The 25,763-nt window shown below is 38.5% G+C and carries 22 protein-coding genes and 1 pseudogene; 6 read left to right on the forward strand and 17 right to left on the reverse strand.

Annotation, left to right across the window (positions count from 1 at the left end; translation table 11 throughout):
* Positions 1-163: 163 nt before the first annotated feature.
* The 9 genes and pseudogenes from OOA_RS06320 to OOA_RS06360 form a co-directional block, all read right to left on the reverse strand.
* Entirely contained in the window at positions 164-676 is a 513-nt protein-coding gene (locus OOA_RS06320) for a membrane lipoprotein lipid attachment site-containing protein (RefSeq protein ID WP_008911309.1), read from the reverse strand.
* A 659-nt stretch (positions 677-1,335) separates the two neighbouring features.
* A pseudogene (locus OOA_RS06325) lies at positions 1,336-2,796 on the reverse strand (IS1182 family transposase).
* 143 nt (positions 2,797-2,939) lie between these two features.
* Entirely contained in the window at positions 2,940-4,358 is a 1,419-nt protein-coding gene (locus OOA_RS06330; RefSeq protein ID WP_008911310.1) for an NAD(P)/FAD-dependent oxidoreductase, read from the reverse strand.
* Between the two features lie 827 nt (positions 4,359-5,185).
* Positions 5,186-5,590, reverse strand: coding sequence for an ASCH domain-containing protein (locus OOA_RS06335; protein WP_040691178.1), 405 nt, complete (start codon positions 5,588-5,590; stop codon positions 5,186-5,188).
* Positions 5,591-5,600: 10 nt separating this feature from the next.
* Positions 5,601-5,966, reverse strand: coding sequence for a hypothetical protein (locus tag OOA_RS21250; RefSeq protein ID WP_008911312.1), 366 nt, complete (start codon positions 5,964-5,966; stop codon positions 5,601-5,603).
* Between the two features lie 801 nt (positions 5,967-6,767).
* Positions 6,768-7,214: a YcgN family cysteine cluster protein gene (locus OOA_RS06345; RefSeq protein ID WP_148284499.1), complete on the reverse strand. Its 447-nt coding sequence runs from the start codon at positions 7,212-7,214 to the stop codon at positions 6,768-6,770.
* A 17-nt stretch (positions 7,215-7,231) separates the two neighbouring features.
* Positions 7,232-7,888 carry a fumarylacetoacetate hydrolase family protein gene (locus OOA_RS06350; protein WP_008911314.1) on the reverse strand — a complete coding sequence of 219 codons (657 nt, stop codon included), beginning with the start codon at positions 7,886-7,888 and terminating at the stop codon, positions 7,232-7,234.
* A gap of 20 nt (positions 7,889-7,908) precedes the next feature.
* Positions 7,909-8,997 (reverse strand): lytic murein transglycosylase, encoded by a 1,089-nt coding sequence (locus OOA_RS06355; protein WP_008911315.1) that lies wholly within the window; start codon positions 8,995-8,997, stop codon positions 7,909-7,911.
* Positions 8,998-9,043: 46 nt separating this feature from the next.
* On the reverse strand, positions 9,044-9,316 hold the full coding sequence (locus tag OOA_RS06360; RefSeq protein WP_008911316.1) for a YcgL domain-containing protein: 273 nt from the start codon (positions 9,314-9,316) through the stop codon (positions 9,044-9,046).
* 129 nt (positions 9,317-9,445) lie between these two features.
* Here OOA_RS06360 and minC point away from each other — a divergent pair, with 129 nt between their 5' ends.
* Genes minC through minE form a run of 3 tightly spaced genes read left to right on the forward strand, consistent with a single transcriptional unit; the run spans position 9,446 to position 11,286 of the window.
* Positions 9,446-10,165, forward strand: a complete 720-nt coding sequence (gene minC / locus OOA_RS06365; RefSeq protein WP_008911317.1) for a septum site-determining protein MinC — start codon at positions 9,446-9,448, stop codon at positions 10,163-10,165.
* Between the two features lie 23 nt (positions 10,166-10,188).
* Complete coding sequence (gene minD, locus OOA_RS06370; protein WP_008911318.1) at positions 10,189-11,004, forward strand: septum site-determining protein MinD; 816 nt, start codon at positions 10,189-10,191, stop codon at positions 11,002-11,004.
* Between the two features lie 3 nt (positions 11,005-11,007).
* Positions 11,008-11,286, forward strand: a complete 279-nt coding sequence (minE, locus tag OOA_RS06375; RefSeq protein WP_008911319.1) for a cell division topological specificity factor MinE — start codon at positions 11,008-11,010, stop codon at positions 11,284-11,286.
* A 693-nt stretch (positions 11,287-11,979) separates the two neighbouring features.
* Here the strand turns inward: minE and rnd are convergent.
* The 5 genes from rnd to OOA_RS06400 all read right to left on the reverse strand — a co-directional run bounded on the left by rnd (position 11,980) and on the right by OOA_RS06400 (position 19,111).
* Positions 11,980-13,104, reverse strand: a complete 1,125-nt coding sequence (gene rnd, locus OOA_RS06380) for a ribonuclease D (protein WP_008911320.1) — start codon at positions 13,102-13,104, stop codon at positions 11,980-11,982.
* Between the two features lie 87 nt (positions 13,105-13,191).
* Positions 13,192-14,880, reverse strand: a complete 1,689-nt coding sequence (gene fadD, locus OOA_RS06385; protein WP_008911321.1) for a long-chain-fatty-acid--CoA ligase FadD — start codon at positions 14,878-14,880, stop codon at positions 13,192-13,194.
* Positions 14,881-15,352: 472 nt separating this feature from the next.
* Positions 15,353-15,949, reverse strand: coding sequence for a Slp family lipoprotein (locus OOA_RS06390; RefSeq protein WP_008911322.1), 597 nt, complete (start codon positions 15,947-15,949; stop codon positions 15,353-15,355).
* Positions 15,950-16,366: 417 nt separating this feature from the next.
* Complete coding sequence (tsaB, locus tag OOA_RS06395; RefSeq protein ID WP_008911323.1) at positions 16,367-17,062, reverse strand: tRNA (adenosine(37)-N6)-threonylcarbamoyltransferase complex dimerization subunit type 1 TsaB; 696 nt, start codon at positions 17,060-17,062, stop codon at positions 16,367-16,369.
* 123 nt (positions 17,063-17,185) lie between these two features.
* Positions 17,186-19,111: a DNA repair helicase YoaA gene (locus OOA_RS06400; RefSeq protein ID WP_008911324.1), complete on the reverse strand. Its 1,926-nt coding sequence runs from the start codon at positions 19,109-19,111 to the stop codon at positions 17,186-17,188.
* A gap of 241 nt (positions 19,112-19,352) precedes the next feature.
* Between OOA_RS06400 and OOA_RS06405 the strand changes: the two genes are divergently transcribed.
* Positions 19,353-19,700 carry a RidA family protein gene (locus OOA_RS06405; protein WP_008911325.1) on the forward strand — a complete coding sequence of 116 codons (348 nt, stop codon included), beginning with the start codon at positions 19,353-19,355 and terminating at the stop codon, positions 19,698-19,700.
* A gap of 101 nt (positions 19,701-19,801) precedes the next feature.
* On the opposite strand, the gene mdtI is transcribed toward OOA_RS06405, so the two are convergent.
* Positions 19,802-20,134: a multidrug/spermidine efflux SMR transporter subunit MdtI gene (mdtI, locus tag OOA_RS06410; RefSeq protein ID WP_008911326.1), complete on the reverse strand. Its 333-nt coding sequence runs from the start codon at positions 20,132-20,134 to the stop codon at positions 19,802-19,804.
* 2 nt (positions 20,135-20,136) lie between these two features.
* A complete protein-coding gene (gene mdtJ, locus OOA_RS06415) occupies positions 20,137-20,553 on the reverse strand; it encodes a multidrug/spermidine efflux SMR transporter subunit MdtJ (protein ID WP_008911327.1) in 417 nt (138 codons plus the stop codon).
* Positions 20,554-21,584: 1,031 nt separating this feature from the next.
* On the opposite strand from mdtJ, the gene pdxK reads away from it, so the two are divergent.
* On the forward strand, positions 21,585-22,433 hold the full coding sequence (gene pdxK / locus OOA_RS06420) for a pyridoxine/pyridoxal/pyridoxamine kinase (protein WP_008911328.1): 849 nt from the start codon (positions 21,585-21,587) through the stop codon (positions 22,431-22,433).
* A gap of 353 nt (positions 22,434-22,786) precedes the next feature.
* Here the strand turns inward: pdxK and zwf are convergent, their stop codons facing one another.
* A complete protein-coding gene (gene zwf / locus OOA_RS06425; RefSeq protein WP_008911329.1) occupies positions 22,787-24,262 on the reverse strand; it encodes a glucose-6-phosphate dehydrogenase in 1,476 nt (491 codons plus the stop codon).
* Positions 24,263-24,669: 407 nt separating this feature from the next.
* On the opposite strand from zwf, the gene OOA_RS06430 reads away from it, so the two are divergent.
* Complete coding sequence (locus OOA_RS06430; protein WP_008911330.1) at positions 24,670-25,515, forward strand: MurR/RpiR family transcriptional regulator; 846 nt, start codon at positions 24,670-24,672, stop codon at positions 25,513-25,515.
* Positions 25,516-25,763 lie beyond the last annotated feature (248 nt).

Genomic DNA, 25,763 nt, shown 5'->3' on the forward strand with positions numbered 1-25,763 from the left:
AGCAAAATCATTTTTGGTATCTGCCATCACAAAAGCGATTTCACCTTCAAACTCAATATATAAATTTAGTTTAATCATAAAAATTCAGCAATGTCAGTTAGATAAGGTTATTATCAAAAGTAGTATACCCCTACCGAATGGCAGGGATAATTCAGTCTTGTAATTAGTTTAAATTATTTTTTGAGATTGTGACTATACCTACTGGGGTTGCACTTGATGGAAACGTTGTGAGCCATATATTAGCCTCGCCAACATTTGTTTGCCCCATTTCACTAGTTCCATCGCAAGATGCTTCTTCTTCACATCTCTGTTCTATTTTTGCGATTGATTCCTTGTTAAATCCATTTTCGGACAAAAACTTGAGTTCATCATGTAAATTATCCTTAAAATTATCAAAACTTGGAGAGTAACCATCTGTACCCACTATCGATATCTTGATTTGCGCTAACCCATTACGGTCAAACTGTAATTCATTTGACCAAGACCACGGATTAAATGGCTCTTGGTTAGTAAACTTACACGTCATCACATCCGCTTCTTTCTGGCAATCATCTTGTTTAATAAAACTGATGCTATCCACTGGTTGACCCCACTTTAAACCGAATGGAGCATCGGATTTGTTATCACATCCAGTAACTACAAATGCAAATACAATTGCTATTAATGTTCTTTTCATCACCAATACCTTTTATTGACATCATCTCCTACTCTAAATTGTGGAGACTTAAGACGCTAGGCGACAATGCCTCGTTTTGATTTTGTTAACCTTTTTTCTTTATCTAATCACAAGAATAGTTAATAGCATAATAACCGCAGTTAAACGAACCATATGCTCTATATTTACAATGCCATTTTTGAACTATCAATGACCACGTAAAAAGCGAGCAATTAAAAATAACCAATTGAATAACAATATCAACATTAAGTTAATTCAGGATCGAGTAGGAGACGGGATCACTCCCGTCGTCCTCTCACACCACCGTACGTACGGTTCCGTATACGGCGGTTCATGTTAACTCTGGAACTGCCGTTGCTGTTCCAACAATGATAGTAAGCCAGCCCTACGTAACATCGCGACTTTTATCGCTTGGTTCATATGGCTGGCTCCCGAGTTCCACCACGCTCCTCGTTGGTTGCATGCTGAACTCCCTGCGCGCTCCTCGCTTAGATCCGCTAACATTAACTTCTTTGCGCGCGTATAGAGGACTTTTACCTCCAAGTCATCTGTTAACCTCCACAGTCAACAGACAGCACCAATCAAGGCGCACCATAAAAAAGCCCTCACTATTTGAGGGCTACAGATTGCTGACGAACCCCATGTTTTTAGCATGGGGTTTATTGTTTGAGCGACCGAAGGTCGCGAGCGCGATATTTTTCTAAATATCCCATCATCAATAACTTTCTCAAGCTATATTCCGTTCTATATGCCTTTAATTGCCTTTGCATTAACCTAAAAAAGTAAAAAAGTAGCGCCATCTTCTTGATATTTTGCGCCGTTGCCGCTAATAAGCATTGCATCTGAACTTTACTTAGCCCACGGAACCGCGCATAGCGGTGACCATGATGTTGTTTAGCATCGGCAAAGCTTCTTTCTACTGTCTCTTTTCGCCTTGCATACACTTTTTTACCCCATTTCGTCAGCCTTAACGCATTTGACCATTCTTTGGCCTCTTCCCATACATGCCGGGTGATGGTTTTTTCGTTGAGTACAGGATGAACGATGTTCACAGAGCTGGCATTGCTGGCGGTTTGATTTGTAATGCTTATAACCATTGCGATCGGTTGTACTGTAAGTAAGTAGTTCTCCCGCTGGGCACACATAGACATCGCGCTGTGCATCATACTGGAAGTGTTTCTTTTGATAATCATTTTTCCCTTTATTTGGTCGTCGATAACCAGGAACAAGCGCGATACTCATTTCTTTTGCAAGGTGACAAACAGGGGCGGTAAAGTAGCCTGCATCCACACCTGCGGCCACTGTATTGAGGTTGAAGCGAGTAATTTGTCGTTGTAATCGACCAATGTAAGGTTGACTATCATGGACATTGCCGGCCGTGACATGCGTATCCATGATGATGCCATGTTTGCCATCAACTGTACGATGGTCAAGATAAAAGAAGCCTTTCGGTTTATTGTCCCGATGCATAAAACCACTTTCAGGGTCAGTTGTACTTACTTTAGTGTTTTTGACGGCGCTGTTTTCGTTGGGTTTTTTTACGTCGGGTAAGGGCTTTTTTGCATGGTTTTTCCGGTCTTTTTCAACGGCAGCATTGAGTTGTTCGATATATTCACTTGGTGCAATGGGACGCTCTTCGTTAATGGCTTTACGCGGGTTAGCATCTGCTTTTAAGTGAGTACTGTCGGTGTAAAGAACGCGCCCATTCGCCATGCCACCACTGATGGCCTGCTCTACGACATGGTCAAATATCTGTTGGAAAATATCACTGTCATTGAAGCGACGGATACGATTTTGGCTAAGGGTAGATGCATCTGGCACTTTTTCCGTTAATCCCATGCGTAAAACCAGCGATAAGCCATATTGACTTGGATTTCTTTAACCAGTTTGCGCTCTGATGGGATACCAAACAGATAGCCTAATAACATCATTTTAATCAATCGAACAGGGTCAACCGCAGGTCGCCCGTTATTGGGACAATAAAGGTGAGCAACGGCATCGCGAATAAATTCGAAATCCATAATGGCATCGACTTTACGAACAAGATGGTCTTCAGGAACGAGTTCATCAAGTGTGACGGTTTCGAATTGATATTGTTGGGGAGAAGGTTCTTTTAATATATCGGTTAGCTCATTATTTGTACTAACCTTATTAGATCAAAGTCCTAACTAAAAAGCTAGGACTTTGTCAGCAGTCTGAAGCCCTCACTATTTGAGGGCTATTAATTATATCGATAATGAAATTAAAACTGTTTTTAAAAATATTAGCTAAATCTTGAAAGACTAAAAGGTTTTACATCTAAAGATGGCTCTTTACCAAGTAATAAATCTGCCGTCAATTCTGATGAAACAGGGCTTTCAGTCATGCCCCAACCTGTTGCTGTATTGATAACCAGTCCAGGGTATTCTTTAACTGTTGAAATTATCGGGTGTTCATCAGGTGCTATCGCCATAGCACCACTCCATTGATCAATTAACTTAGAGTCATTAAATGCTGGGAACTCAGTTTTTAATTTTTCAAATGAAGAATTTAGTTCAGGAAGATCAGGCAATGCAGTCATATCCCTATTTTTCTCAAACGGTGAAATCTCATCTAAATTCCAATGTGTCGGCTGTGTAAATGAATTAATCAGCTGCTCATTCAAAGAAATATGGACTGGGAAATCAGGCATAGACAGCAGTGGGATATATTTATATCCATAGACGAAGGAATCTTTCACTACTGGAGCAACAATAACTCGAGGTGATGTTGCGTAGGTTCCATCCGCTTGTTCACGGAAGAAAATATTACCTGGTAAAGCAACGTTACCACCTGGCGCATTAGGAGAACCGCTAATAAGTTGTTGAGATTGGTATGCTGGCAATGTTGGAATATCAACATTAAGATTTTGCATGAACAGTCTAGACCATACTCCTCCTGCAACAACAACTCGCGAAGTCTTGATAGCTCCTTTCTCTGTAACGACATCAGAGATAACACCAGCTTGAGTTTCTAAACCTCTTGCTGCACAATTTGTGTAAATCTTAACGCCCATTCTTTTTGCATAATCTGCCATTACAAAAGTGGCAATTTCAGCATCTAGACTACCAGAATCTTCTTCAAAACCAGCAATTGTCCAGTTTGATTTTGCACCACGAAGACGTTGGTCTAGCTCTGCACCTTCAATGATTCTGGTTTTGAATGGAATATCCGAGCCTACATTCTTACTTCTTTCATCAATCCAGCTTCTGACACTAACTAAATCTTCTTCATCCAGAGGAACTTCCACTCGACCTTGTGTACGATAGCTAGTATCTGCACCAACTTTAGCATTCATTTCTCGCCAACGTTCTTTTCCAAGATGATGAAGCATAAATGTTTCATCTGGCATTTTATATGTCATTACTTGACCATAAAACCGTGAAGATTGTTCGCCTGCAATGTTACCTTTTTCAACAATAACGACGGATAAACCGCGTTCTACTAGGTTAATTGCTGTCATTAATCCTAAAATTCCAGCACCAATAACAACTACATCTGCCTGTTGTGGCAGAGCTCCTTCAGTTCCTTCCACGAAACCATGTCTCGGTGAACCGGGAACGAACCTACCTTCACGAGTTAACATTGGTGTTAAAATTCCCGCACCAGCAGCGACAGCAACGACTGTCCCACCGATAAGAAATTTTCGTCTAGTAATAGCCATTATTGATAGTTCCTTATATTGAATAGATTTATAACAATTGTTTCTATAGTTATTATATTTTTTATTATAATTGTAAATTCAATGTAAACCAACATCAATTTAATTTAAAAAATTTCAACAAGATATTAAAAATAATTGAAATTCATTGATAGATTTAACATAGGAGTCTAAAGCCCATTGCATAAACATATAAAAACCGAACTAAATTAGACTACACCCAACCTAAATGAACTGATAAGATCTTAGGGTAAGCACTTGATATTAATAAACTAAATAGAGTTAACAGCGAACATCGGGTGTGTTGATATGCAAGCTATAGTAGAAAGTTTCATTTTTTAAAAAAATCGCAATAACTAATTATCTATTTCTTCAAACATGTAACATGTTCAATCAATAATATATATGGATTAAAGTGACATTCTTGGAGTTATTAAATAAAGAGAGGAGTGAGAATCGATACTACTTGTATCTGCTACTTTAAGTATATTTAAATTTACATAGCTAAATGCTTGGGGCCGCTGATCTTGGCGACTTATTCAATTTTTTATAGGTTTCGGTATATCAAATAATCGATTTAAACTATTTAGTCTGACAAAAACCATTAAAACATTAGGCTACAAGCCTGTTGATAACGCTTTTGAACTTTATGATTTATCTCTAATACATAAATAGAAACGATAATGTCCACGCCCCATTAACTAAGACATTCCAATTGAGAGCGTTCTCGTGATTTTCGATATCCCTTTAAAGGGACAGAATTCAAACTTTTATCCCAATAAAAAACCCGCACTTTTTAGCGGGTTATTATGGCTTTTGTTTTTATGTCGTTAAGTAATCTCTATCAGCTCAAATTCTTCAGCAACTAATTCCATGTCATCAGAAAAACTGCCCTCACGAGAGAAAAAATCCTTATGTCCCTCTCGCCAGTTTTCAAAACTCAAATCACCTTCTTTTTTGGCGAACTCCTCTGTTACATCATTAAACCTAACAAGTTTTAGTGATGTAGTTCGAATAACACATACTGGCTGTTGATTGCCATTAAGAATGATATTCAAACCGCCAATTTTGATTATCGCGCCTTCGGATAAGTAAGATTTCAATGAGCAACATGATGCAGTTTTACGACCACTTATTACAAGGCTAACTAGCTCATCCGCTAACTCAGAGCTATCTCCAAACGACCATACTAAAGCGTCGGGATATTTGCCTTTTAATTTACCTAAAACACTCATAATCCATCTCTTAATATTTTTCAATAGTAATAATAGCATTGATACTCCAAGCTATACCTGTGATAACAAAGAAAGTAATAATTAACATACAAATAATGTAAAACGCACAGTGATTTTGCTGATCAGGTGTTCTTGTTTTTCTTTTAAGACATGGATTATTTAATCTTGCTGTTTGCTTCCAGAAATAAAAAATATACCCAAGGACATAAATAGACATAATACATATCGAATAAATTGTTAATGTGCTTCCATTTAAAATATACGGTAATACTGGGATAATAAAGAAAATGATCAAAGCAATATAATCTATTCTTATCATTTTTCGAATTGATATTTCATCTATTCTACTTGATTCAGACTTATTCAAGTATTTCATAACCATAAATCCATTTATTTAAATTGAATGGGTTATATCAGTATTTGAGTTAATAACGGAGGGTGTATGGCAATAACACTGAAAGTATATAAAAACTCGCCAGAGTGCGAAGAATATAGCAACGAAAAATCCCTCAAAACAAGACCGTAAACAGTTGGTACTTCTGTAACTTTCGAGTTCAAAAGCCATCGCTGGAAGTATGAAGTAACGGGCATTGATGATGTCAGTGATTATGACTTGCTGTAACGTCATGATGATAAAGAATCTGAGTTAATGGCGAGCGCGTGATGAATTCGCTAAAGCGGCGATGAATGCAATTATTATCACTTCTGCGTTACCACTATTGACGTCGCTAACAGGGATGGAGAGTTACATTGCTAAAACAGTGTACGAGATAGCAGATACAATGTTAAAGATTAGGGGGATGTGGAATTTAATTTATATGTACATTTATATTCCCTCCCATATTATCTCGCAATAACAATACTGGCGGAGCCTATTACTCAGCAGGGTCGATAACTGCAACGTGACATGCTGCAATAAAAAGCTGGGATTAGACACCTAAATTATGAATCACAGCATACAGATGCATACTAGGCTCTTTATTCGGATGCAAATCCCAGTTTTATAACAAATCAAATGGAGTACACTTCAGCACAGATGATTTATAACACTTATGAAAATGGATATCGGATAAAATGACAGCCATCCTGTATTATTAAACCAAAGTTTTGAAGATAATGCCCCAGTCATGCCTCAAGTAACAAACAAGCAACTAATTAACTAAGTAAAATCAATAGATTAGCCCCTGCCCTTGGGCTTGTTCAAAATGTGGTCTTCCCACTCGACAACATCGGCTTCTCTGACAGCGATATGGCGAACAGAAATTCGTTCACCATGCATCGCAGCCTTTGATCCCGTCTTCAACGGATGCCATGCTGGCAATGTTTTACCTTCAAGTAGCAAACGATAAGCACATGTATGTGGTAACCACTCAAACGTTTCTAAATTGTGTCGATTAAGCTTGATGCAATCTTCTTCGTAATCAAAACGATTTTCGTAGTGTTTACACTGGCAGGACTTGATATTTAACAAGTTACAAGCCACGTTAGTAAAATAAATTTCATCAGTGTCTTCATCGATCAATTTATGTAAACAACACTGACCACAACCGTCACACAGAGATTCCCACTCATTGTCGGTCATTTCATCTAACGTTTTTACCTGCCAGAAAGGCTGAGACATAATACTCTTTAATCCTATACTTAAATCACGCGAGTCGTCAGCGAGTGATCGTTAATCGATAGCTTTAACATATCACCAGAAGTCAACGGTCCGACGCCTTCTGGTGTTCCCGTCAAAATAATATCCCCTGCACGCAGGGTAAAGAAGCGGGACATATAGCTAATAAGAGGCAAAATTGGTGTGATCATATCATGGGTCGAACCGGACTGGCGAATCTCACCATTAATTTCCAAGGAAAGCTGAGCACTTTGAGGATCACCAAAACTATTTACAGGAATAAAACCTGATATTGGGCATGAGCCATCAAATGATTTACTTTTTTCCCAAGGCTGTCCTGCCTTCTTAAATTTTGCTTGTAGGTCTCTTAGCGTTAAATCTAATGCAACAGCAAAACCTGCAATTGAACGAGAAACTCTATCTTCATCAGCATTTTTTAAAGGCATGCCAATCAGTATCGCTAATTCAACTTCGTGATGAACTAAACCTAAATCTTTAGGAATGACGATAGGCTGATTAGCATCACACAATGCCGTTTCAGGTTTAATAAAAATAACAGGTTCCTCAGGATGTGCTGAACCCATTTCTTTAATATGTTTGGCATAGTTACTACCGACACAAACAACTTTGTTTGCAGGAAAATCAAGTAAAGCACCTTGCCAGTCACGATGTTGGTACATAGTTGTAACTCCTATTATCGTTATTGTATTTTTTGAGCAACGCCATCAGCCATTAAACAAACACTCAAAGCGAAATAATATGAGCGATTCCAATGCATAATGGTACGGAAGTTCTCAGTAACTAAATAAGTGCGCCCCTGAGGATCATCAGGGATAACAACCCATGTTTTCACATCAGGCGATAATTGGATAAATGCAGGTAATTTCACACCCAGTTGTTCCCACTGTGCAACTGTTTTACCCTGTTCTGCTTTGACGCCTTCAAGTTGTTTATCAAAATTAGTAGGTAAATTGACCTGATAACCCCAAGGTAGCGACGATTGCCACCCTTCAGTAGAAAGGTAGTTCGCTATCGACGCAAACACGTCCGCTTTGTTATTCCAGATATCCATTTTACCATCACCGTCACCATCTGCGGCATAGGCTAAGTAAGATGTAGGCATAAATTGGCTCTGCCCCATTGCGCCCGCCCAAGAACCTTTTAATTGCTGTTCCTCTGGGATATAGCCTTTATCCATAATTTCTAAAGCTGCAAGTATCTGCTTGCTAAATAATGCTTCGCGGCGCCCTTCAAATGACAGCGTCGCTAATGCTGAAATAACGTCTTCTTTACCTTGAGAACGACCAAAGCCACTTTCTAGCCCCCACAAAGAAACGATATATTGCGGTGGAACGCCATAACGTTTGCTCATCGCATTTAATAGGGCTTCATTTTCCCGATATTTTTCTGCACCCGCATTAATCCGAGAAGCGGGTAACACATTTTTTAAGTAGCTATCTAGCGTGACGGTCGCTCTTTTTTCTGGTTGACCTTTGTCAGCTTTAACTACTCTCTCAATAAAATGAATATTCGCAAACCCGCGTTCAATAGTGGATGGTTTGATACCTTGAGCTAAAGCATGTTCTTTCAATAACTCAACATAAGCAGGAAATTGTGACGGTTCGCGATTTTCAATTGGAAAAGCTTTATCTAAAGCCTCAACCTCTTTAACAATAGCGGCATCCTGTTGAGCCGTTAGGGTTTTCGGAGCAGCTGATACCGGTGGTTTTGCCGAGCAGCTAGCTAAAAAAATACTACCTAATAAGGTAAATAATAAAGTTGGTTTCATATAATCTTTCCCACCTGTTAGTTTTTATTTAAGGATTTTCCTAATTTTACTCGTTATATAATTCTCTATATTCTGAGAGTAAATTTTCAACGGGAGGTGGGAATTGAAGATAATAACCAACCTCAGAGAGATCAGCTTTTACTTTTTCAATATCTGCGTTTGCCAGCTTATCGCGCTTTGATAGCGATAACATCATAGCAAACTGAGGAACACCAAATTGTTTCATCAGCTCCTCTGGAATTCGAGAAAAATCATCTTTCTTCTCAATATAAAGATATGTTTGTTCACGGGTAGGACTACGATATATTGCACAAATCATTATATTTAACTCTTTTTCTTAGTTCATTGGCTTGCTTGACGAATACAGTAACTATAACATGCTATTGTTTTACAGAATATCGTCACCCGAAGTTTGTTTCGGATATTTTAATTTGCTGAGCCAGGATAGATGTCACAGTCGCCAATAGAACTCAAAGGCAGTAGTTTTACTCTTTCTGTTCTTCACCTACGAAGTGAAGAGCCCAAACTCATCAAAAAAGCGCTACAAGATAAAGTAAGTCAAGCTCCAGACTTCCTTAAAAATGCGCCAGTCGTTATTAATATTGCTGATTTAACGGCAAAAGCTGATTTATACAGTATTCATAAGGCAATTGTTTCTGTTGGCCTGAGAATAGTCGGAGTAAGCGGTTGCACCGACCCTTTATTACGTAAAAAAGTCAATGATGCGGGCTTACCTGTTCTGAATGAAGGTAAAAGCCACAAACCCGCTGAAATTCAATCTGAACCAGTTCGAGTTATTACTGAATCAGTTACAACATCGGAACCTGAATTTAATTATCGCAAAACTCGTATTATTAATACGCCAGTTCGTTCAGGCCAACGAATTTATGCGCCAAATAGCGATCTCATTGTAACAAACAATGTTAGCGCAGGTGCAGAATTACTCGCAGATGGTAATATTCATATATATGGTGTTATGCGAGGTCGTGCATTAGCTGGCGCATCAGGCGATACTGAAAGTCGAATTTATTGTATCCATTTGCAAGCCGAATTGGTGTCTATTGCAGGTGAATACTGGCTGAGTGATCAGATCCCTTCTGAATTTCTTGGCAAAGCAGCGAAACTTCGTCTCGTTGATAACAGATTAAATATTGAAAACTTAATTTAGACCTTATTTACAAGGAATTATTCATGGCACGCATAATTGTTGTTACATCTGGTAAAGGTGGCGTTGGTAAAACCACTTCAAGCGCGGCCATTGCTACAGGCCTAGCACAAAGAGGGAAAAAAACCGTTGTGATCGATTTTGATATCGGTCTACGTAACCTCGACCTAATTATGGGGTGTGAACGCCGAGTAGTGTATGACTTCGTTAACGTCATTCAAGGTGATGCCACATTAAACCAAGCATTAATTAAAGATAAACGCACAGATAATCTTTTTATTCTTCCTGCATCACAAACACGTGACAAGGATGCCCTTACCCGTGAAGGTGTTGAAAAAATACTGGATGAATTAAGTAACGATCTAGCGTTTGATTTTGTTGTCTGTGACTCTCCTGCAGGTATTGAAAGTGGCGCATTGATGGCACTTTACTTTGCTGATGAAGCAATTATTACTACCAACCCGGAAGTGTCTTCTGTTCGTGACTCTGACCGTGTTTTAGGTATCCTTGCATCAAAATCACGCCGTGCAGAAAAAGGGCAAGACCCAATTAAAGAGCACTTACTTCTAACTCGCTATAACCCTGGGCGTGTAACCCGCGGTGATATGTTAAGTATGGAAGATGTTCTGGAAATATTGTGTATTCCATTAATTGGCGTGATCCCTGAAGATCAGTCTGTTTTACGTTCATCTAACCAAGGTGAACCGGTTATTCTAGACGCAGAGTCTGATGCAGGTCAGGCATACAGTGATTGTGTTGACCGTATTTTAGGTGAAGATCGCCCTATCCGATTCATTGAAGAAGAGAAGAAAGGCTTCTTAAAACGCCTATTTGGGGGGTAAATAATGGCTTTATTGGATTTCTTTCTGTCGAGAAAAAAGCCGACAGCGAATATCGCAAAAGAGCGATTGCAAATCATTGTCGCAGAACGACGCCGTGGAGATAGTGAACCACCATATCTTGCTGATATGAAAAGAGATATTTTGCAAGTTATTTGTAAATATGTTCAAGTTGATCCAGAAATGCTTTCTGTGCAATTTGAACAAAAAGGCGATGATATCTCTGTACTTGAACTAAATGTGACATTGCCTGAAGGTGATGACATTAAGGTTCCAGAAAAATAATCATTGCAAAGTAGCCGCTGTTACTGAGTTATAAATGGCGGCTTGCTTTTGTTATTTTTCACACAACAAAATTTTATTTTGTCATTTTATAGAAATGAATTATCATTTTTCTATTTTATGGCTAAGGTTTCTTATTCTCTAAAATTGTATTTCTGGTCAAATTTTGTGATGAATATCATAAAAAATAACGCTGAAGTTTCATCTTAAAATAACAACAAACTAGTCGTATATAAATGTCACTATTTATATAGCTCTTTTCTTATCATGATATTTCTCGATTATTTATACTCTTTTACTTTATATCTTTTTGAACATCTTAATATGAAAATAACCAATAACACATTTATCGCATTCATCTATTAAAAGCTATATGTGATAAATAGATTAAGACACTTAGCTGCTCGAATTAAATAGATATGATATAAGAAAAAGTGGGTTTAATTATCCAATTATGATTTTTTACCAACTTAGCCGGGCGAGATTTTTTGTTTCCTAGACGGTAATCTATTTGCACAAATTCGATAAGAAATGGCTTTAAATTCTTTTAGAGCTCAAGCTAATTCTATACTTTTATATGATATATGCGATTTTAAATTCAAAGATTTGAGCTATCTTGCCGTAACCGCTAATCTCATTGGATAGGGATTACGGCAAGATAGCTCAGAATGATACTCAACATTGGACTAAATAAAATTAGTGAGCCGGGCTCAATAATTTTGAAATTGGCTCTGCGAGTAATCTTCCACGCCAACCGTCGATTAGCTCTGGAGGGTTAGATATTGCTTTAATCCCCCAATGTACTGAGAGTAATTGATTGATTTGTCTTCTTGATGCAAGTAATTCAGCATTAAATTTCTCGTTTTCAGCAATATCTTTGACAATTGCCTTAATCTCTTTAAACAACGTTTTATACTGAGGCTGTTCATTAAGATTAGCAATGGGCTGAGGATACTCACTCTCATCCATCTTTTGAGCTTGTTCCACAATGCTTAATAACCGCCTACCATGACAACGTATTTCTTGCCCCGTCAGCCCTAACGCATCTAGCTCCCCTAATGAGCCTGGTAGATAACGAGCAACTTTCCATAGATGTTCTTCTTTGACTACAAAGTTAATTGCCATATCGCGCGCTTTAGCTTGATTTAATCGCCACTCAGCTAATATCTGTAGGCAAGCCAATTGCTCATCTTTTAATTGCGAAGCATTAGTAATACTGCGATATGCAAGTGCAGGATCAACAACCTTTTGCCTGCGAGACACCATTCTTTGGCATTCTTCCTTCGCATCATCATGGTAACCAGCTTCTTCGACTTTTTGCATTAGCATTTTTGCTAGGGGCAACAAATATAGAACATCTGCTGTAGCATAATCACACTGTTTTTCACTCAGTGGTCGTGCTAACCAATCGGTGCGAGATTCACTTTTATCTAATTCTATTCCTAGATGCTCTAAAACTAAGGTGGCGAAACCACAAGAGATTGGATAGCCTAAAAATGCGGCAAGAACTTGCGTATCAATCATAGGGTCTGGAACGCATTCAAAGTCATGCAAAAAAACTTCAAGATCCTCACTTCCTGCATGTAAAAATTTAACGACGCTCTTATTCATCAACAAAGCTTTAAATGGCGAAAAATCGCTTATAGATAAAGGATCAATCAATGAAACTTGTTTTCCATCATAAAGCTGTAGCAAACCTAATTGAGGGTAATAAGTTCGAGTACGGACAAATTCGGTATCTAATGCTATCCATTTGGTTTCACTTGCCTGCAAGCAGACTTGTGCAAGTTCGCTATCAGTTGTTACTAAACGATAATTCAAAACAAATTTCTCTTCTTATATTCTTCATCACAGTAACGCCGGTAAAAACCGGCGTTACTCACAGGGGGATAAAACAACAAATCGAAATTAACTCATTGATTTATCCTTTTTATTCATTTCTTCATCGCGTAGTTCTCTACGCAATATTTTACCAACATTAGACTTAGGTAATTCGTCACGAAATTCAAAAATTTTCGGTACTTTATACGCAGTCAGTGAACGGCGACAAAAGGTTTTTAAATCATCCGAAGTTAAGCTTGGGTTTTTAGTTACCGCAAATACCTTAACCACTTCCCCTGTGCTATCGCTGGGCACGCCAATAGCTGCACATTCAATCACATCAGGATGAGCTGAGACTACATCTTCGACTTCGTTGGGATACACATTAAAACCAGAAACAATAATCATATCTTTTTTACGATCAACAATGCGTATATACCCTTCATCATCAATCTCAGCGATATCACCCGTTGCTAACCAGCCATCTTGCAAGATCTCAGCAGTAGAATCAGGACGGTTCCAATATCCCTTCATTACCTGCGGGCCTTTAACCCACATTTCACCGGGTTGCCCCAATGCGACTTCATTGCCATCATCGTCGACCAGTTTAATATCTGTTGAAGGAACAGGCAAACCGATACTACCACTATAAGTCGATAGATTATACGGATTTCCAGTGACCAGCGGTGAACATTCTGTTAGCCCATAACCCTCTAATAAATGCTTACCTGTCAGTTTTTGCCATTTCTCAGCAACTGCTTTTTGAACCGGCATTCCCCCACCGACAGAAAGCCTTAGCTTAGAAAAATCTAATTTTTGAAATTCTGCATTATGCAACCATGCATTGAATAAAGTGTTCACACCCGTTATTGATGTGATTGGATAACGAGCTAACTCTTTGATCGTACCAGCTACATCCCGTGGATTAGTGATTAATAAGTTAACTCCGCCCACATTAATAAATAACAAGCAATTAATCATTAAAGCAAAAACATGATACAGCGGTAACGCAGTGACAACAAATTCTGCACCAGTTTTCAATACAGGGCCATAAGCTGCTCGCGCCTGCTCTATGTTAGCCAGCATGTTACGATGAGTCAGCATAGCACCTTTTGCTACGCCAGTAGTTCCCCCCGTGTATTGAAGAAAGGCAAGATCATCACCTGATATATTAGGCTTTATATACTGCATACGGTAGCCATAATGCATGGCACGGCGAAATGAAATAGCATCAGGCAAATTGTACTTTGGTACTAAACGCTTAACGTATTTGACAACGAAATCGACCAATGTCGCTTTCGGACGAGGAAGTTGGTCACCCATCCGCGTCAAAATCACATGCTTAACTTTCGTATTGAAAACAATTTTTTCAAGAGTATGTGCAAAGTTGGAGACAATAACAATGGCAGTGGCACCACTATCGTTTAATTGATGCTCTAACTCCCTTGGTGTATAAAGTGGATTAACATTAACAACCACCATACCGGCACGTAATACACCAAATAATGCGATAGGATATTGCAGAAGATTTGGCATCATTAATGCGACCCTATCGCCTTTTTTTAATCCTAAACCATTTTGTAGATAAGCAGCAAAAGCACGACTTCGTTCTTCTAATTTACGGTATGTCATCACTGCGCCCATATTAATGAACGCAGGTTGATCTGCATATTGCGAAACCGAATTTTCAAGTAGCTCCGCCAAAGAAGCAAAGCGATCAGGATCGATCTCTTCCGGCACATCGCTTGGGTAATTTTTTAGCCAGATTTTTTCCAAAGTATGACTCCTGAATTTTAAAATAGTAATATTCCCCAAACATCAATTTAACAAATTATTAACTCAGCGTACCAGTTTGAAAAATACCCTGTGCTAAGGTTGAGAGGTCTATCACTAAATAAATTCCATTCATTTAAAACAGCAGTAGACGATCAATACCGACTACTGCTGTTTTTAGTACATTATTCCAGATTGATATCTGGCTTGAATATCTTAATGATACACATTTTTCAACGAGTTTTGGAGAAATTCACGCAATATCAACGAATAAACTTGATAGTCTGTGTTGTCATAAAAGATGTATAAAAACTGGAAGTCATAAATTTGCCATCAGCAAATCTTTCTCAATATAGAGAATAAATATATAGTGAATAAAGTGATCTTAATGATTGAGTGATATAAGCAAATATCATTTAGGATGGGTAAAAAAGATAAGAGGAGAGCAATCGCCCCCCTTCTTAGAGAACAAAATCTATTCCGTCAGATAAGTTTGAACGGGCGCAACCCCGCCAGGGTAGCCATATCCATAGCCATAACCCCAATTATGATAATAAGGGTCATTATAATAACCGTATCCCCAAGGACCCGCAGGTGGTAAAACAACACTTTGCGTTAAATTCCAGCGTTGATAGCCTGTTACATTCAAGGTAATATATTTGTACGGTATTTCACCAATTTTACCTATTTGTTCGCCAGAAATAGTCCCTACTACCGTGACATAACGCCCCTTAAAATCAACAGGCTCTAAGAAACGATTTACATAGGCATAAATACGGCCTGTAGAGGCAGTATTAAGTTCAGGGGCTGCATCATATTTGCTTAGTGGCATAACTGCGATTTCTAAGCGGGTTTTATTAGGTTCATTAAATACAGAAATAACCTTTCCACCAAAACGACCTTCTTGCCCAATATACATTTCTGGTGCATTTTGGACTGATTCTAAACTAACAGCTGGGTCTGCTGATCCCCCCTGAATTGATGAAGGTATCGATACACAACCTGTTAGCGCTAATACACCTACAAATAAAACTGCTTTAAGTGCAGAGCGGCAGTTAATTTTCATTTCCATATACCACCTCCGTTTAGCTTTATTATAAATTCATACGTTAAATATTAACATTAATATCATTTACGATAACACGATATGTTCAATAAAAGTAATAATTAACCCATGATTAAATCAATACTAGACTCATTAGATTTTCTTTGAGTGACTGCAATGACCATTTTAATCATCTGATAAAACTCGTTAATTGATGTGGAATCACAGATGCCCCATTTTTTGAAGAATGAAATTCATTTATGGGTATATCAGATACCTATAGATAACAAGTTTCGCTATCCTAAATCAATAAATTTAGGATTATTAGGCTTAATCAATAGGAAAATATTTAGATATGATAGATATATATAAAAAATCGGCTATATTTCACTCAAATTTAAAATAAATATAGCCAATGTAAAAGTTATTTTATAACAATAGATATTAACGACCTGGTAATTTTTTCCACGTCACTTCATTGCGTAAATAAGTAGGTTCTACATTTTCAACGGATTGCACTGTGCCTGCGAGCCATAAACGCTCGGCAATAGGTAACATATCTTGTGCGGCTGGAAGTTCTACTGTGCTATCAATTAATGTTAGGTTGCTATCTTGAAGTTGTGGATAAGCCTGCCATCCAGTACCTGCATGACCCCACAGACCTTCTAAGCTGGTCATTTTATCTCGAAAGACATCAGGGCTCATGACAGCTTCGCTTTCCTCACCCAACCATATCCCACTTTCTGTACGCTGGTATTTTGCACAATATACTTCTGACATTCGAGCATCAATAGCAGTTAATATGTTTGACTGACCACTGATGCGGTAGGCTCCCTCCGCCAATGTCATCAGTGATGAGATTCCAATCATAGGTAAATTGGCTCCCAATGCTAACCCCTGTGCAATACCGACACCAATACGCACGCCCGTAAAACTACCAGGACCACGACCAAATGCCAACGCATCAAGTTGATTCAATGTAACTCCAGCCTGCAATAGTACTTCCTCAACCATCGGCAATACTTTTTGAGTATGCTCACGAGGTGAGATTGCAAAACGAGAAATAATTTCTCCGTCGCATAATAGTGCGACTGAACATGCTTCTGTTGCTGTATCGACAGCAAGAATACGGCTCGACATGCCACAACTCCGGCAAATGATTAAATTTGATGTCACCACGCTCTCATGGCAACCTGAAAATGGGTGTTTATAGTAGCATAAACCAATAGCTAAACAGCATAAAAACGATTCTACTGCTTTGGTTTAACTATTGTTATTAACTTCAGATCTTTTTTTCTCAAGAAACTCAATTGCTTTTGTTAAACTCCGAGTTCTTGGTGACGGTGGCAAACTACCCAAAAAAGTTTCACCATAAGGGCGCGTCACTAAACGGTTATCACAAATAACAATTACACCATAATCACTGGTATCACGAATAAGCCGTCCAACTCCCTGCTTCAATGTGATCACAGCATCAGGAAGCTGGACATCCGCAAAAGGATCTCCGCCTCGTAATTGGCAATCCTCAATACGCGCACGTAATAGAGGGTCATCAGGCGAAGTAAAAGGTAGTTTATCGATGATCACACATGTAAGCTCATCCCCTCGCACATCAACACCTTCCCAAAAGCTACTGGTTGCCACTAGCACCGCGTTTCCCGCCGCAATAAATTGGGATAATAATTTATTCTTGCTACTTTCGCCTTGCATGAAGACGGGTAAGGTCAGCGTTGATTTAAATTCTTCAGCTAATTCACGCATCATCATGTGGGACGTGCACAGGAAAAAGCAACGCCCTTGGTTTTTGATAATTAAAGGCCTTAACATTGCTGCTAGCTTCTGAGCTATTCCTTTCTGATTTGTTTCTGGTAGAAAGCGTGGCACACAAAGTAACGTTTGGCTTTGATAATCAAATGGGCTTGCTAATAACAGTGTTTTTGCTGATGCTAACCCAAGTCTGTCAGTAAAATAATTGAGTTGATCATTAACAGACAGTGTTGCAGAGGTAAAAATCCAACTAGCAGGCGTATTTGCTATCATTTCACCAAATTTATCTGCAACTGTTAGCGGAGTTAAAGCTAATAAGAAATGACGTCCATAACTTTCAAACCAATAACTGTAGCCTGGAATAGTCACATCTTTAAGCCTATTCAAGCGATTACGGTACATGGTTACACGTTCAAAAATAGAGTCTAAGCTCTGAGAGCGCCCTAATGATGCTTTGACCACCTCGTAGCAGAGCTCAAGTGAATCATCAAGTAACGTAAGCGCTCGTTGTACTGTAGGCATTTTTAATAAATCACGTAAATTACCGCGAAAACTGTTGTCACCTAAATTAAGACGAAAATCTAGCGTACTTTGGCTGAGCCTATCCGCACTTTTTTGTAATTGAACCTGATCTTTTAATTCAGTACGGTAGGTCATCACCATATCACGCGCGAGATCCAGTAATTGGCGGCTACTGAGCTGTTGACCAAAATATTGACTCGCAATATCTGGTATTTGGTGAGCTTCATCGAAAATCATTACATCAGCTTGCGGCATTAACTCGCCAAAACCCGTATCTTTGACAACACGGTCGGCCATAAATAAATGGTGGTTTACGACGATAACATCTGCATCCAAAGCCTTGCGGCGTGCTTTAAGTACAAAACACTCTTGGTAACGCGGGCAATCACTCCCTAAGCAATTGTCATTCGTACTCGTCACTAGTGGCCAAACTGTATGATCTTCCGCTATATCATGACAGGTACTGACATCACCTGATTCAGACTCAATTGACCAGCCACGTAAGCGAACAACAGCAGATAAAATTTCAGGCTCTAGGCTTCCACCCCCTAGTGACTGCTGATCCAACCGTTCTAAACAAAGATAATTTGAACGGCCTTTCAATAAAGCAGTACGACCTTTGTATTGCATTGCATCAATAATCGTAGGTAAATCACGATGATAGAGTTGATCTTGTAATGCTTTCGACCCTGTCGAGACAATCACTTTTTTCCCCGAACGTAATGCAGGAACTAAATACGCATAGGTTTTACCAGTTCCTGTTCCTGCTTCAGCCACCAGCACTTGCTTTGATTCAATCGCATCAGTGACCGCACTGGACATAGTGACCTGTGCTGCTCGAGGTTGAAAACCTGAAATTGTTCTAGCAAGAAAGCCATCGGAGGAAAAATCGTCGTGCACCGCAAACCTATCTATTATCTAATTAGAAGGTAGATATTTTATCATGCCTTGCCTACTGTTGCTGAGCTAATTCTTATCGTGATTAATTACTACTGCTCTCTTTGCCTACAATTTAAATAATTTGTAGCAGTAAATTTTTAATGCGATACCCCAAATAATCCGGATTAAACCTAATCCACAAACGATGCAACTTATATATCTAAATGTTATTCTTACAAAAACACACTAATAAGGAACAATTATGGCTATTGAACGAATTGACCCCGATAACCGTTGGTCTGAAGCTGTGATTCACAACAATGTCGTCTACTACACTAGTGTCCCTGAAAATTTAGATGGGGATATCATCGAACAAACGACTGACACGCTCTCAGCTATTGATATTTTGTTACAACGTGTAGGCTCAGACAAAAGCAAAATCTTAGATGCGACCATATTCCTCGCTGATAAGGCTGATTTTGCAGGAATGAATCAAGCATGGGATGCATGGGTCGTTGCAGGTAGCGCTCCCGTTCGTTGTACCGTCCAAGCGGCTCTGATGAAACCTGACTATAAAGTTGAAATCAAAATCGTTGCAGCGATTGACTAATTAAAACTGCAAGTTATTGACTAAGATGACTCTAATTATTTACGGTAGAATAGAATAAAAAAGCAAAGAGCTGACCACACGTAGTGACCAGCTCTTTTTAATTATGACATTTTGATGAGGACCATTCCTAACAATAATAGAACAATACCGCCCCATCCTTTATAGTTCAGCCGCTGATTAAACAGTATCCAACCTGCCGCTACTGTGGCGATAATCCCAAAAGCTCCCCACAAAGCATAAGCAATTGATAATTCAATACCTTTAACCGCCTGAGCAAGCGCACTAAATGCACCTAATACCGCAATTAGTGATAAAATACCTAACCAATAGCGTTTAAAACCATTCGACATTTTCAAAAAAATATTGGCAAGGATTTCAAGTACTACGGCAACCACAAGAAATGCAGCATGCCACCATTCAAATTGACCGTCCATAATCAAGCCTCTGTTTTAGCCAAACCACTTGATTTTACAGCTGATACAGCACGCCCTGCTGCTGCTTTTACTTTTTGAGCAGACTCACTCACGGTCGTTTTCTTGGTTCCTGACTTTATCAGCCCAATACCTACAATTAATAATACTAGACCACCTATTTTCATAGGGGAAAGTGATTCACCGAACCACATTACGCTGAAGGTTGTAATAAATAAAATGCCAATACCTTCCCAAAGTGCGTATGCAACGCCTAATGCAACTTTTTTGACAGCAATAGCCAATAAAATGTAGGAAGATGCAATCATTACATACATAACTGCCATTCCAGTAAAATCACCACTAACACTGGCATGCTTCATAGATAAAGTACCAATCACTTCGGTAACAATAGCTAAAGCTAAAAATATCCAATATATCATTATAAAATCTCTCTATAGATAATTGCACGCCTGCTTGTTTTTCATACAAAAAAAACAAAGTTTTTGGCTAAAAATAATTATGCAATTGAAAAAAAACAATAAATAACAAAGTTATGCTGATTTTATTCAGCAAAGTGAATATAAGAGAGAGACGCTATAATGCACCGCACCAGTAGTGTTCACTGGAAAGGATAGCTGAAAGGAAAAGCCGATGTGTTGTTCTTTTTTGGGTCTTACTGAATTTAATGCTATTCACGCTAAGCATGATATCTCATTCATTTCATCAGATGGACATCCATCCAAGTTACTCCGAATCCTCATATAATTGATATTAACAAGCTACTTTTACCACGCTAAAATTATTAAGTCAATGAATACAAAGATATTTCCCGAACGTGCATTTTATGCATAATTATGCATAAAATATATTGTAACCCCTTATGCTTTCAGAAATAAGCGAATAATCAACCATAAAACACTTACTAAAAAACCGCACTTTTTATCGATAAAAATAAATTTTCCCCTGTTTTATTTTGTTAAGCCACCTTCATTACTCCGATAGCGCGTGTCGATTATTTAATGGTTCACTTAAGCATGATATTTTGAATTAGTACCGATATAGTTAGAAATGGCAAAGCTTGATACATTTTTCTAGGAGAGGTTAATCTTTAAAGCTTGGTAACCCTTCTGAGCTGTTGAACTTTGCAGCTTTTACCTTAATTAAATACGTTTAATTCGAATAATATTGACCGACAAAGATCTATCGCTCCTAATAAACCGATTAAAGCGATGAAAAAATAAGAATCAATACATAATAATTTCTAGCATCAATATTTATCAACAGTTTAGCGTTGACATCGAATGTGAACAGGCATCTTATATGAGTAATATGTTTCATCGATATCATCATCGTTCTAGATGCTATTGATTATTCTGACAGGCAAATCTGACTACCTTAGCCTCAGGATTAGCTTTGTTTGTCGCCTACATGAAACTCGAATTATTTTGGATATATGCTTAAAGAGAGATAAATGGATACCTTTAACCTCACTTCAAATAGTTTTCAAAACGATACAAACGCCACTCCTCTACCTTATGATGTGATATCTATACAATCACAAGTTGTTTACGGTAGCGTTGGTAATAGCATTGCAGTTCCTGCACTAATGAAACAAGGATTAAGAGTCGCTGCAGTTCCTACTGTAATTTTAAGTAATACACCGCATTACTCGACCTGTTATGGCGGGGAATTACCTGGGGAATGGTTTCGTGGTTATTTAAATGGGCTGATCGAACGTGATTGTCTCAATAGTATACGTGCCATACTGACGGGTTATTTAGGATCTAAAGATAAAGCCCATGATCTTGCTCAATGGTTATCTGTAATACGTAATCTACGCCCTTCTATACCAATTATTGTTGATCCAGTCATGGGGGATGAAGATAGTGGATTTTATATTCCGCCAGAAATAGCGACTGTTTACCGTGATGATGTTATTCCTTTAGCTACTGGTATCATTCCCAACAAATTTGAATTATCAATACTTAGTGGACAAGAGATAAATACGCTGGAGGATGCAACTATCTCCGCTCGCTTATTATTAAAAGGTAACACTAAATGGGTTATTATCACGAGTGCATTTCAACCCGATGAAGATAATATTGAAGTTGTTTGTGTCACAAAGGATGATACTACTGTTATTCGCCACAAACGTTACCCTGTAACACCAAAGGGTACTGGGGATTTATTTGGTGCAGAATTAACAGCGCAGCTATTAGCCGGGCTGTCTGTCCCTGATGCAGCTAAGATGGCATGCTTACGCATAGAGCAAGGTATTATTCATATGGCAGCTACTGGCCGTAGTGAATTGGTCCTTTAGCCATAAAAATCTATGGTAACCCCCCGTTTTTGCAACACAAATTTTGATGTATGATGGGCTTGCTTAAACCTATTCGGCATCTAATGAGCATATTGCCCGTGCCACGATGAGTTCCGCACCTGTTGAGCCTTGAAAAAGCCATCGGCTTTATAAAGCCATTTTTTATGTCTGGTTCAACATTTACCTAAATCAATACCGATTAAAGTGACATTATTCATTGACGTTATTCATAATGGCCTCTTCCCAAAGAAAAACACCCTGTCAGTTTACCGCTCACAGGGTGGGGGTGACCATCTCATTAAGCCAGTTGACTGACTCAGACAACTGACTTTTCCATTTTATGATATTAAAGATTACTCAAATTCATTCCATGAACGGCCATCACGTGTAATCATCGCAACAGAAGCAATAGGCCCCCAAGTTCCGGCTTGATATGGCTTAGGTGATTCATTATCCATCGCCCATGCATCCATGATCGAATCAACAAATTTCCATGCTTCTTCAACTTCATCTCTGCGTACAAACAGCGCTTGAATTCCGCGCATCGCTTCAAGCAATAAGCGCTCATAAGCATCCGCTAAGTGAGTTTGATTAAAAGTTTCAGAAAAACTTAAGTCTAATTTAGTCGTTTGCAAACGATGCTTATGATCCAAGCCCGGAGCCTTGTTCATAATCTCAATATCAATCCCTTCATCTGGTTGCAAACGAATGGTTAATTTATTTTGCGGTAATTCTTGATAACTTTCAGAGAAAATATTCAATGCAGGTTTTTTAAAGTAAACGACTATCTCTGAACATTTAGCGGGTAAGCGTTTACCTGTTCGTAAGTAAAAAGGAACCCCAGCCCATCGCCAATCATCAATATCCACGCGAAGCGCAACGAATGTTTCTGTTGAGCTTTGTTTATTCGCACCTTCTTCTTCCAGATAGCCTGGAACTTTATTCCCTTGTACAAACCCAGCGTTATATTGACCTCGAACTGCTTTTTCACGAACGTTCGTATGATCGATTCGACGTAATGAACGTAAGACTTTCACTTTTTCATCACGAATACGGTCTGAGGTTAAATCTGCTGGCGGCGACATCGCAATCATGGTTAAGATTTGTAATAGATGGTTTTGCACCATATCACGCATCTGACCTGCTTGATCAAAATACCCCCAACGTCCTTCAATCCCAACTTCTTCAGCAACAGTAATTTGGACATGATCGATAGTTCGATTATCCCAATTATTGATGAATAGTGAGTTTGCAAAGCGTAATGCTAGAAGATTTAAAACTGTCTCTTTACCTAAATAATGGTCGATACGGTAAACTTGGGTTTCATCAAAATATTTTGCAACTTCATTATTAATCTCTTGTGAAGATGCTAAGTCTGTCCCTAATGGTTTTTCCATAACAACACGGTTTGGTTGTTTGTTAAGACCTGCATGAGCAAGCCCTTGACACACTGAACCAAACGTACTTGGTGGCATAGCAAAATAATGAATAGCAGGTTGACCATCCTGTTTAATCATTTCAGCTAAAAGGTCGAAACTTTCAGTTTGATTAACGTCTAGGTTACAAAAATCTAAACGTGCGCTCAGCTTTTCCCAAAGTGCAGGATCAAGGTCTTCTTTCAAAAATTCGTTGAATGCTTGCTGAACAAACTCAATGTAATCACTCTGACTCCACTGTGCACGACCGACACCGATAATTCGGGAGTCTGGGTGAAGGTAACCTGCTTTCTCTAATTGATAAAGGGATGGAAGCAGCTTACGACGTGCGAGGTCTCCTTTGGTGCCGAAAATAATCAAGTCACAGGCTTGAGCAGCATTATTTACCGCCATATTGGTTCTCCTCAATTTGCGGAATTTATTGTAATTTTGTTACAAAATTAGCCAGATGTCCCGTTAATGTACTCTTTTGAATGTATTCAGTAAATATTGATGACACTAACTGCCATCTTTATGGTTAAAAAATCATCAGCCGCTCGTTCTTAAACCTTGACTGAATGGAGACAGCCCTTGTAATTAAATTACAAAACCGTAAATGAAATTACTGAACTGAAAATTAGATACAGGTCATAGTTTTGTAAAAATTTCACCACAAATACATATCATTCAGATAGGTTAGCCATAACACATAGTATATTTCTAGTTATACATTCTGCCTTTAAAAACGATAATCAATAAAACACAGAGTATCCTTATGGCAGAAAAATTTCTCCTTTTGATGAAATAGGCACTTTCGTTATATGAATATTTTAGAGCAAATGAATAGCAGTCTTGATTTTTTAAGTAAATCAGAAAAGAAAGTTGCCGAAGTCATTTTAGGTATGCCTCAAAGCGCTATTCATCTTAGCATCGCCTCACTTGCTCAATTGGCTAATGTTAGCGAACCTACTGTTAACCGTTTTTGTCGTAAAATGGGTACTAAAGGTTTTCCTGACTTCAAACTTCGCTTGGCACAAAATTTGGCAAACGGCACCCCTTACGTGAATCGTAATGTAGAAGAAAGTGATACTGTTAATACTTACACACATAAAATTTTCGAATCTGCTATGGCCGGATTAGATAATGTCAAACATACTTTAGATATTACGGCTATCAATCGCGCAGTTGATCTGCTAACCCAAGCACGAAAAATCGTTTTTTTTGGGTTTGGAGCCTCCGCTGCTGTCGCCCATGATGCCATGAATAAATTTTTCCGTTTTAATATTCCCGTCATTTACTTCGATGATATTGTTATGCAACGAATGTGCTGCATTAATAGTGGTGAAGGTGATGTAGTCGTTTTGATATCTCACACAGGAAGAACGAAAGCTTTAGTCGATATGGCACGACTCGCCCGTGAAAATGATGCAACAGTTATTGCGATCACCTCAGAAAATACCCCTCTAGCTCAAGAAGCTACTCTTTCTATTATTATTGATGTTCCAGAAGATACAGATATATATATGCCTATGGTATCAAGATTAGCTCAATTAACTGTCATTGATGTCCTGACGACAGGCTTTACGTTAAGAAGAGGCGAAAAATTTAGAGATAACTTGAAACGGGTCAAAGAAGCGTTACGCGATTCGCGGTTTGATAGTCTGTAATATAAAAAATCTCTTTGCTTATTCAGGCTTTAATACTTTTACAGACCTGATAGCATATAACTGTTACCCGTATATAATAGCGGGTATGTTCAATGTGACTCTATTTCAGTATATAAAATCTCGAATACGTAAAATAATTTGAGTTAAGTTTAGGTGGCAAGCGATGCTATTCCAAGGAGCATACTCAAGTATGTGACTTGGATAGCTGAACATAGCTAATATCACTGCAGTTTGAAGTATGACGGTAA

Origin of the sequence: Providencia burhodogranariea DSM 19968, assembly GCF_000314855.2 — a bacterium.
Lineage (GTDB): Bacteria > Pseudomonadota > Gammaproteobacteria > Enterobacterales > Enterobacteriaceae > Providencia > Providencia burhodogranariea.

Bases quoted from the DNA above. Each gene is read 5' to 3' on its own strand.
- OOA_RS06320 (WP_008911309.1), bottom strand. From the start codon at position 676: ATGAAAAGAACATTAATAGCAATTGTATTTGCATTTGTAGTTACTGGA.
- OOA_RS06330 (WP_008911310.1), bottom strand. From the start codon at position 4,358: ATGGCTATTACTAGACGAAAATTTCTTATCGGTGGGACAGTCGTTGCT.
- OOA_RS06335 (WP_040691178.1), bottom strand. From the start codon at position 5,590: ATGAGTGTTTTAGGTAAATTAAAAGGCAAATATCCCGACGCTTTAGTA.
- OOA_RS21250 (WP_008911312.1), bottom strand. From the start codon at position 5,966: ATGAAATACTTGAATAAGTCTGAATCAAGTAGAATAGATGAAATATCA.
- OOA_RS06350 (WP_008911314.1), bottom strand. From the start codon at position 7,888: ATGTACCAACATCGTGACTGGCAAGGTGCTTTACTTGATTTTCCTGCA.
- OOA_RS06355 (WP_008911315.1), bottom strand. From the start codon at position 8,997: ATGAAACCAACTTTATTATTTACCTTATTAGGTAGTATTTTTTTAGCT.
- OOA_RS06360 (WP_008911316.1), bottom strand. From the start codon at position 9,316: ATGATTTGTGCAATATATCGTAGTCCTACCCGTGAACAAACATATCTT.
- minC (WP_008911317.1), top strand. From the start codon at position 9,446: ATGTCACAGTCGCCAATAGAACTCAAAGGCAGTAGTTTTACTCTTTCT.
- minD (WP_008911318.1), top strand. From the start codon at position 10,189: ATGGCACGCATAATTGTTGTTACATCTGGTAAAGGTGGCGTTGGTAAA.
- minE (WP_008911319.1), top strand. From the start codon at position 11,008: ATGGCTTTATTGGATTTCTTTCTGTCGAGAAAAAAGCCGACAGCGAAT.
- OOA_RS06390 (WP_008911322.1), bottom strand. From the start codon at position 15,949: ATGGAAATGAAAATTAACTGCCGCTCTGCACTTAAAGCAGTTTTATTT.
- tsaB (WP_008911323.1), bottom strand. From the start codon at position 17,062: ATGTCGAGCCGTATTCTTGCTGTCGATACAGCAACAGAAGCATGTTCA.
- OOA_RS06405 (WP_008911325.1), top strand. From the start codon at position 19,353: ATGGCTATTGAACGAATTGACCCCGATAACCGTTGGTCTGAAGCTGTG.
- mdtI (WP_008911326.1), bottom strand. From the start codon at position 20,134: ATGGACGGTCAATTTGAATGGTGGCATGCTGCATTTCTTGTGGTTGCC.
- mdtJ (WP_008911327.1), bottom strand. From the start codon at position 20,553: ATGATATATTGGATATTTTTAGCTTTAGCTATTGTTACCGAAGTGATT.
- pdxK (WP_008911328.1), top strand. From the start codon at position 21,585: ATGGATACCTTTAACCTCACTTCAAATAGTTTTCAAAACGATACAAAC.
- zwf (WP_008911329.1), bottom strand. From the start codon at position 24,262: ATGGCGGTAAATAATGCTGCTCAAGCCTGTGACTTGATTATTTTCGGC.
- OOA_RS06430 (WP_008911330.1), top strand. From the start codon at position 24,670: ATGAATATTTTAGAGCAAATGAATAGCAGTCTTGATTTTTTAAGTAAA.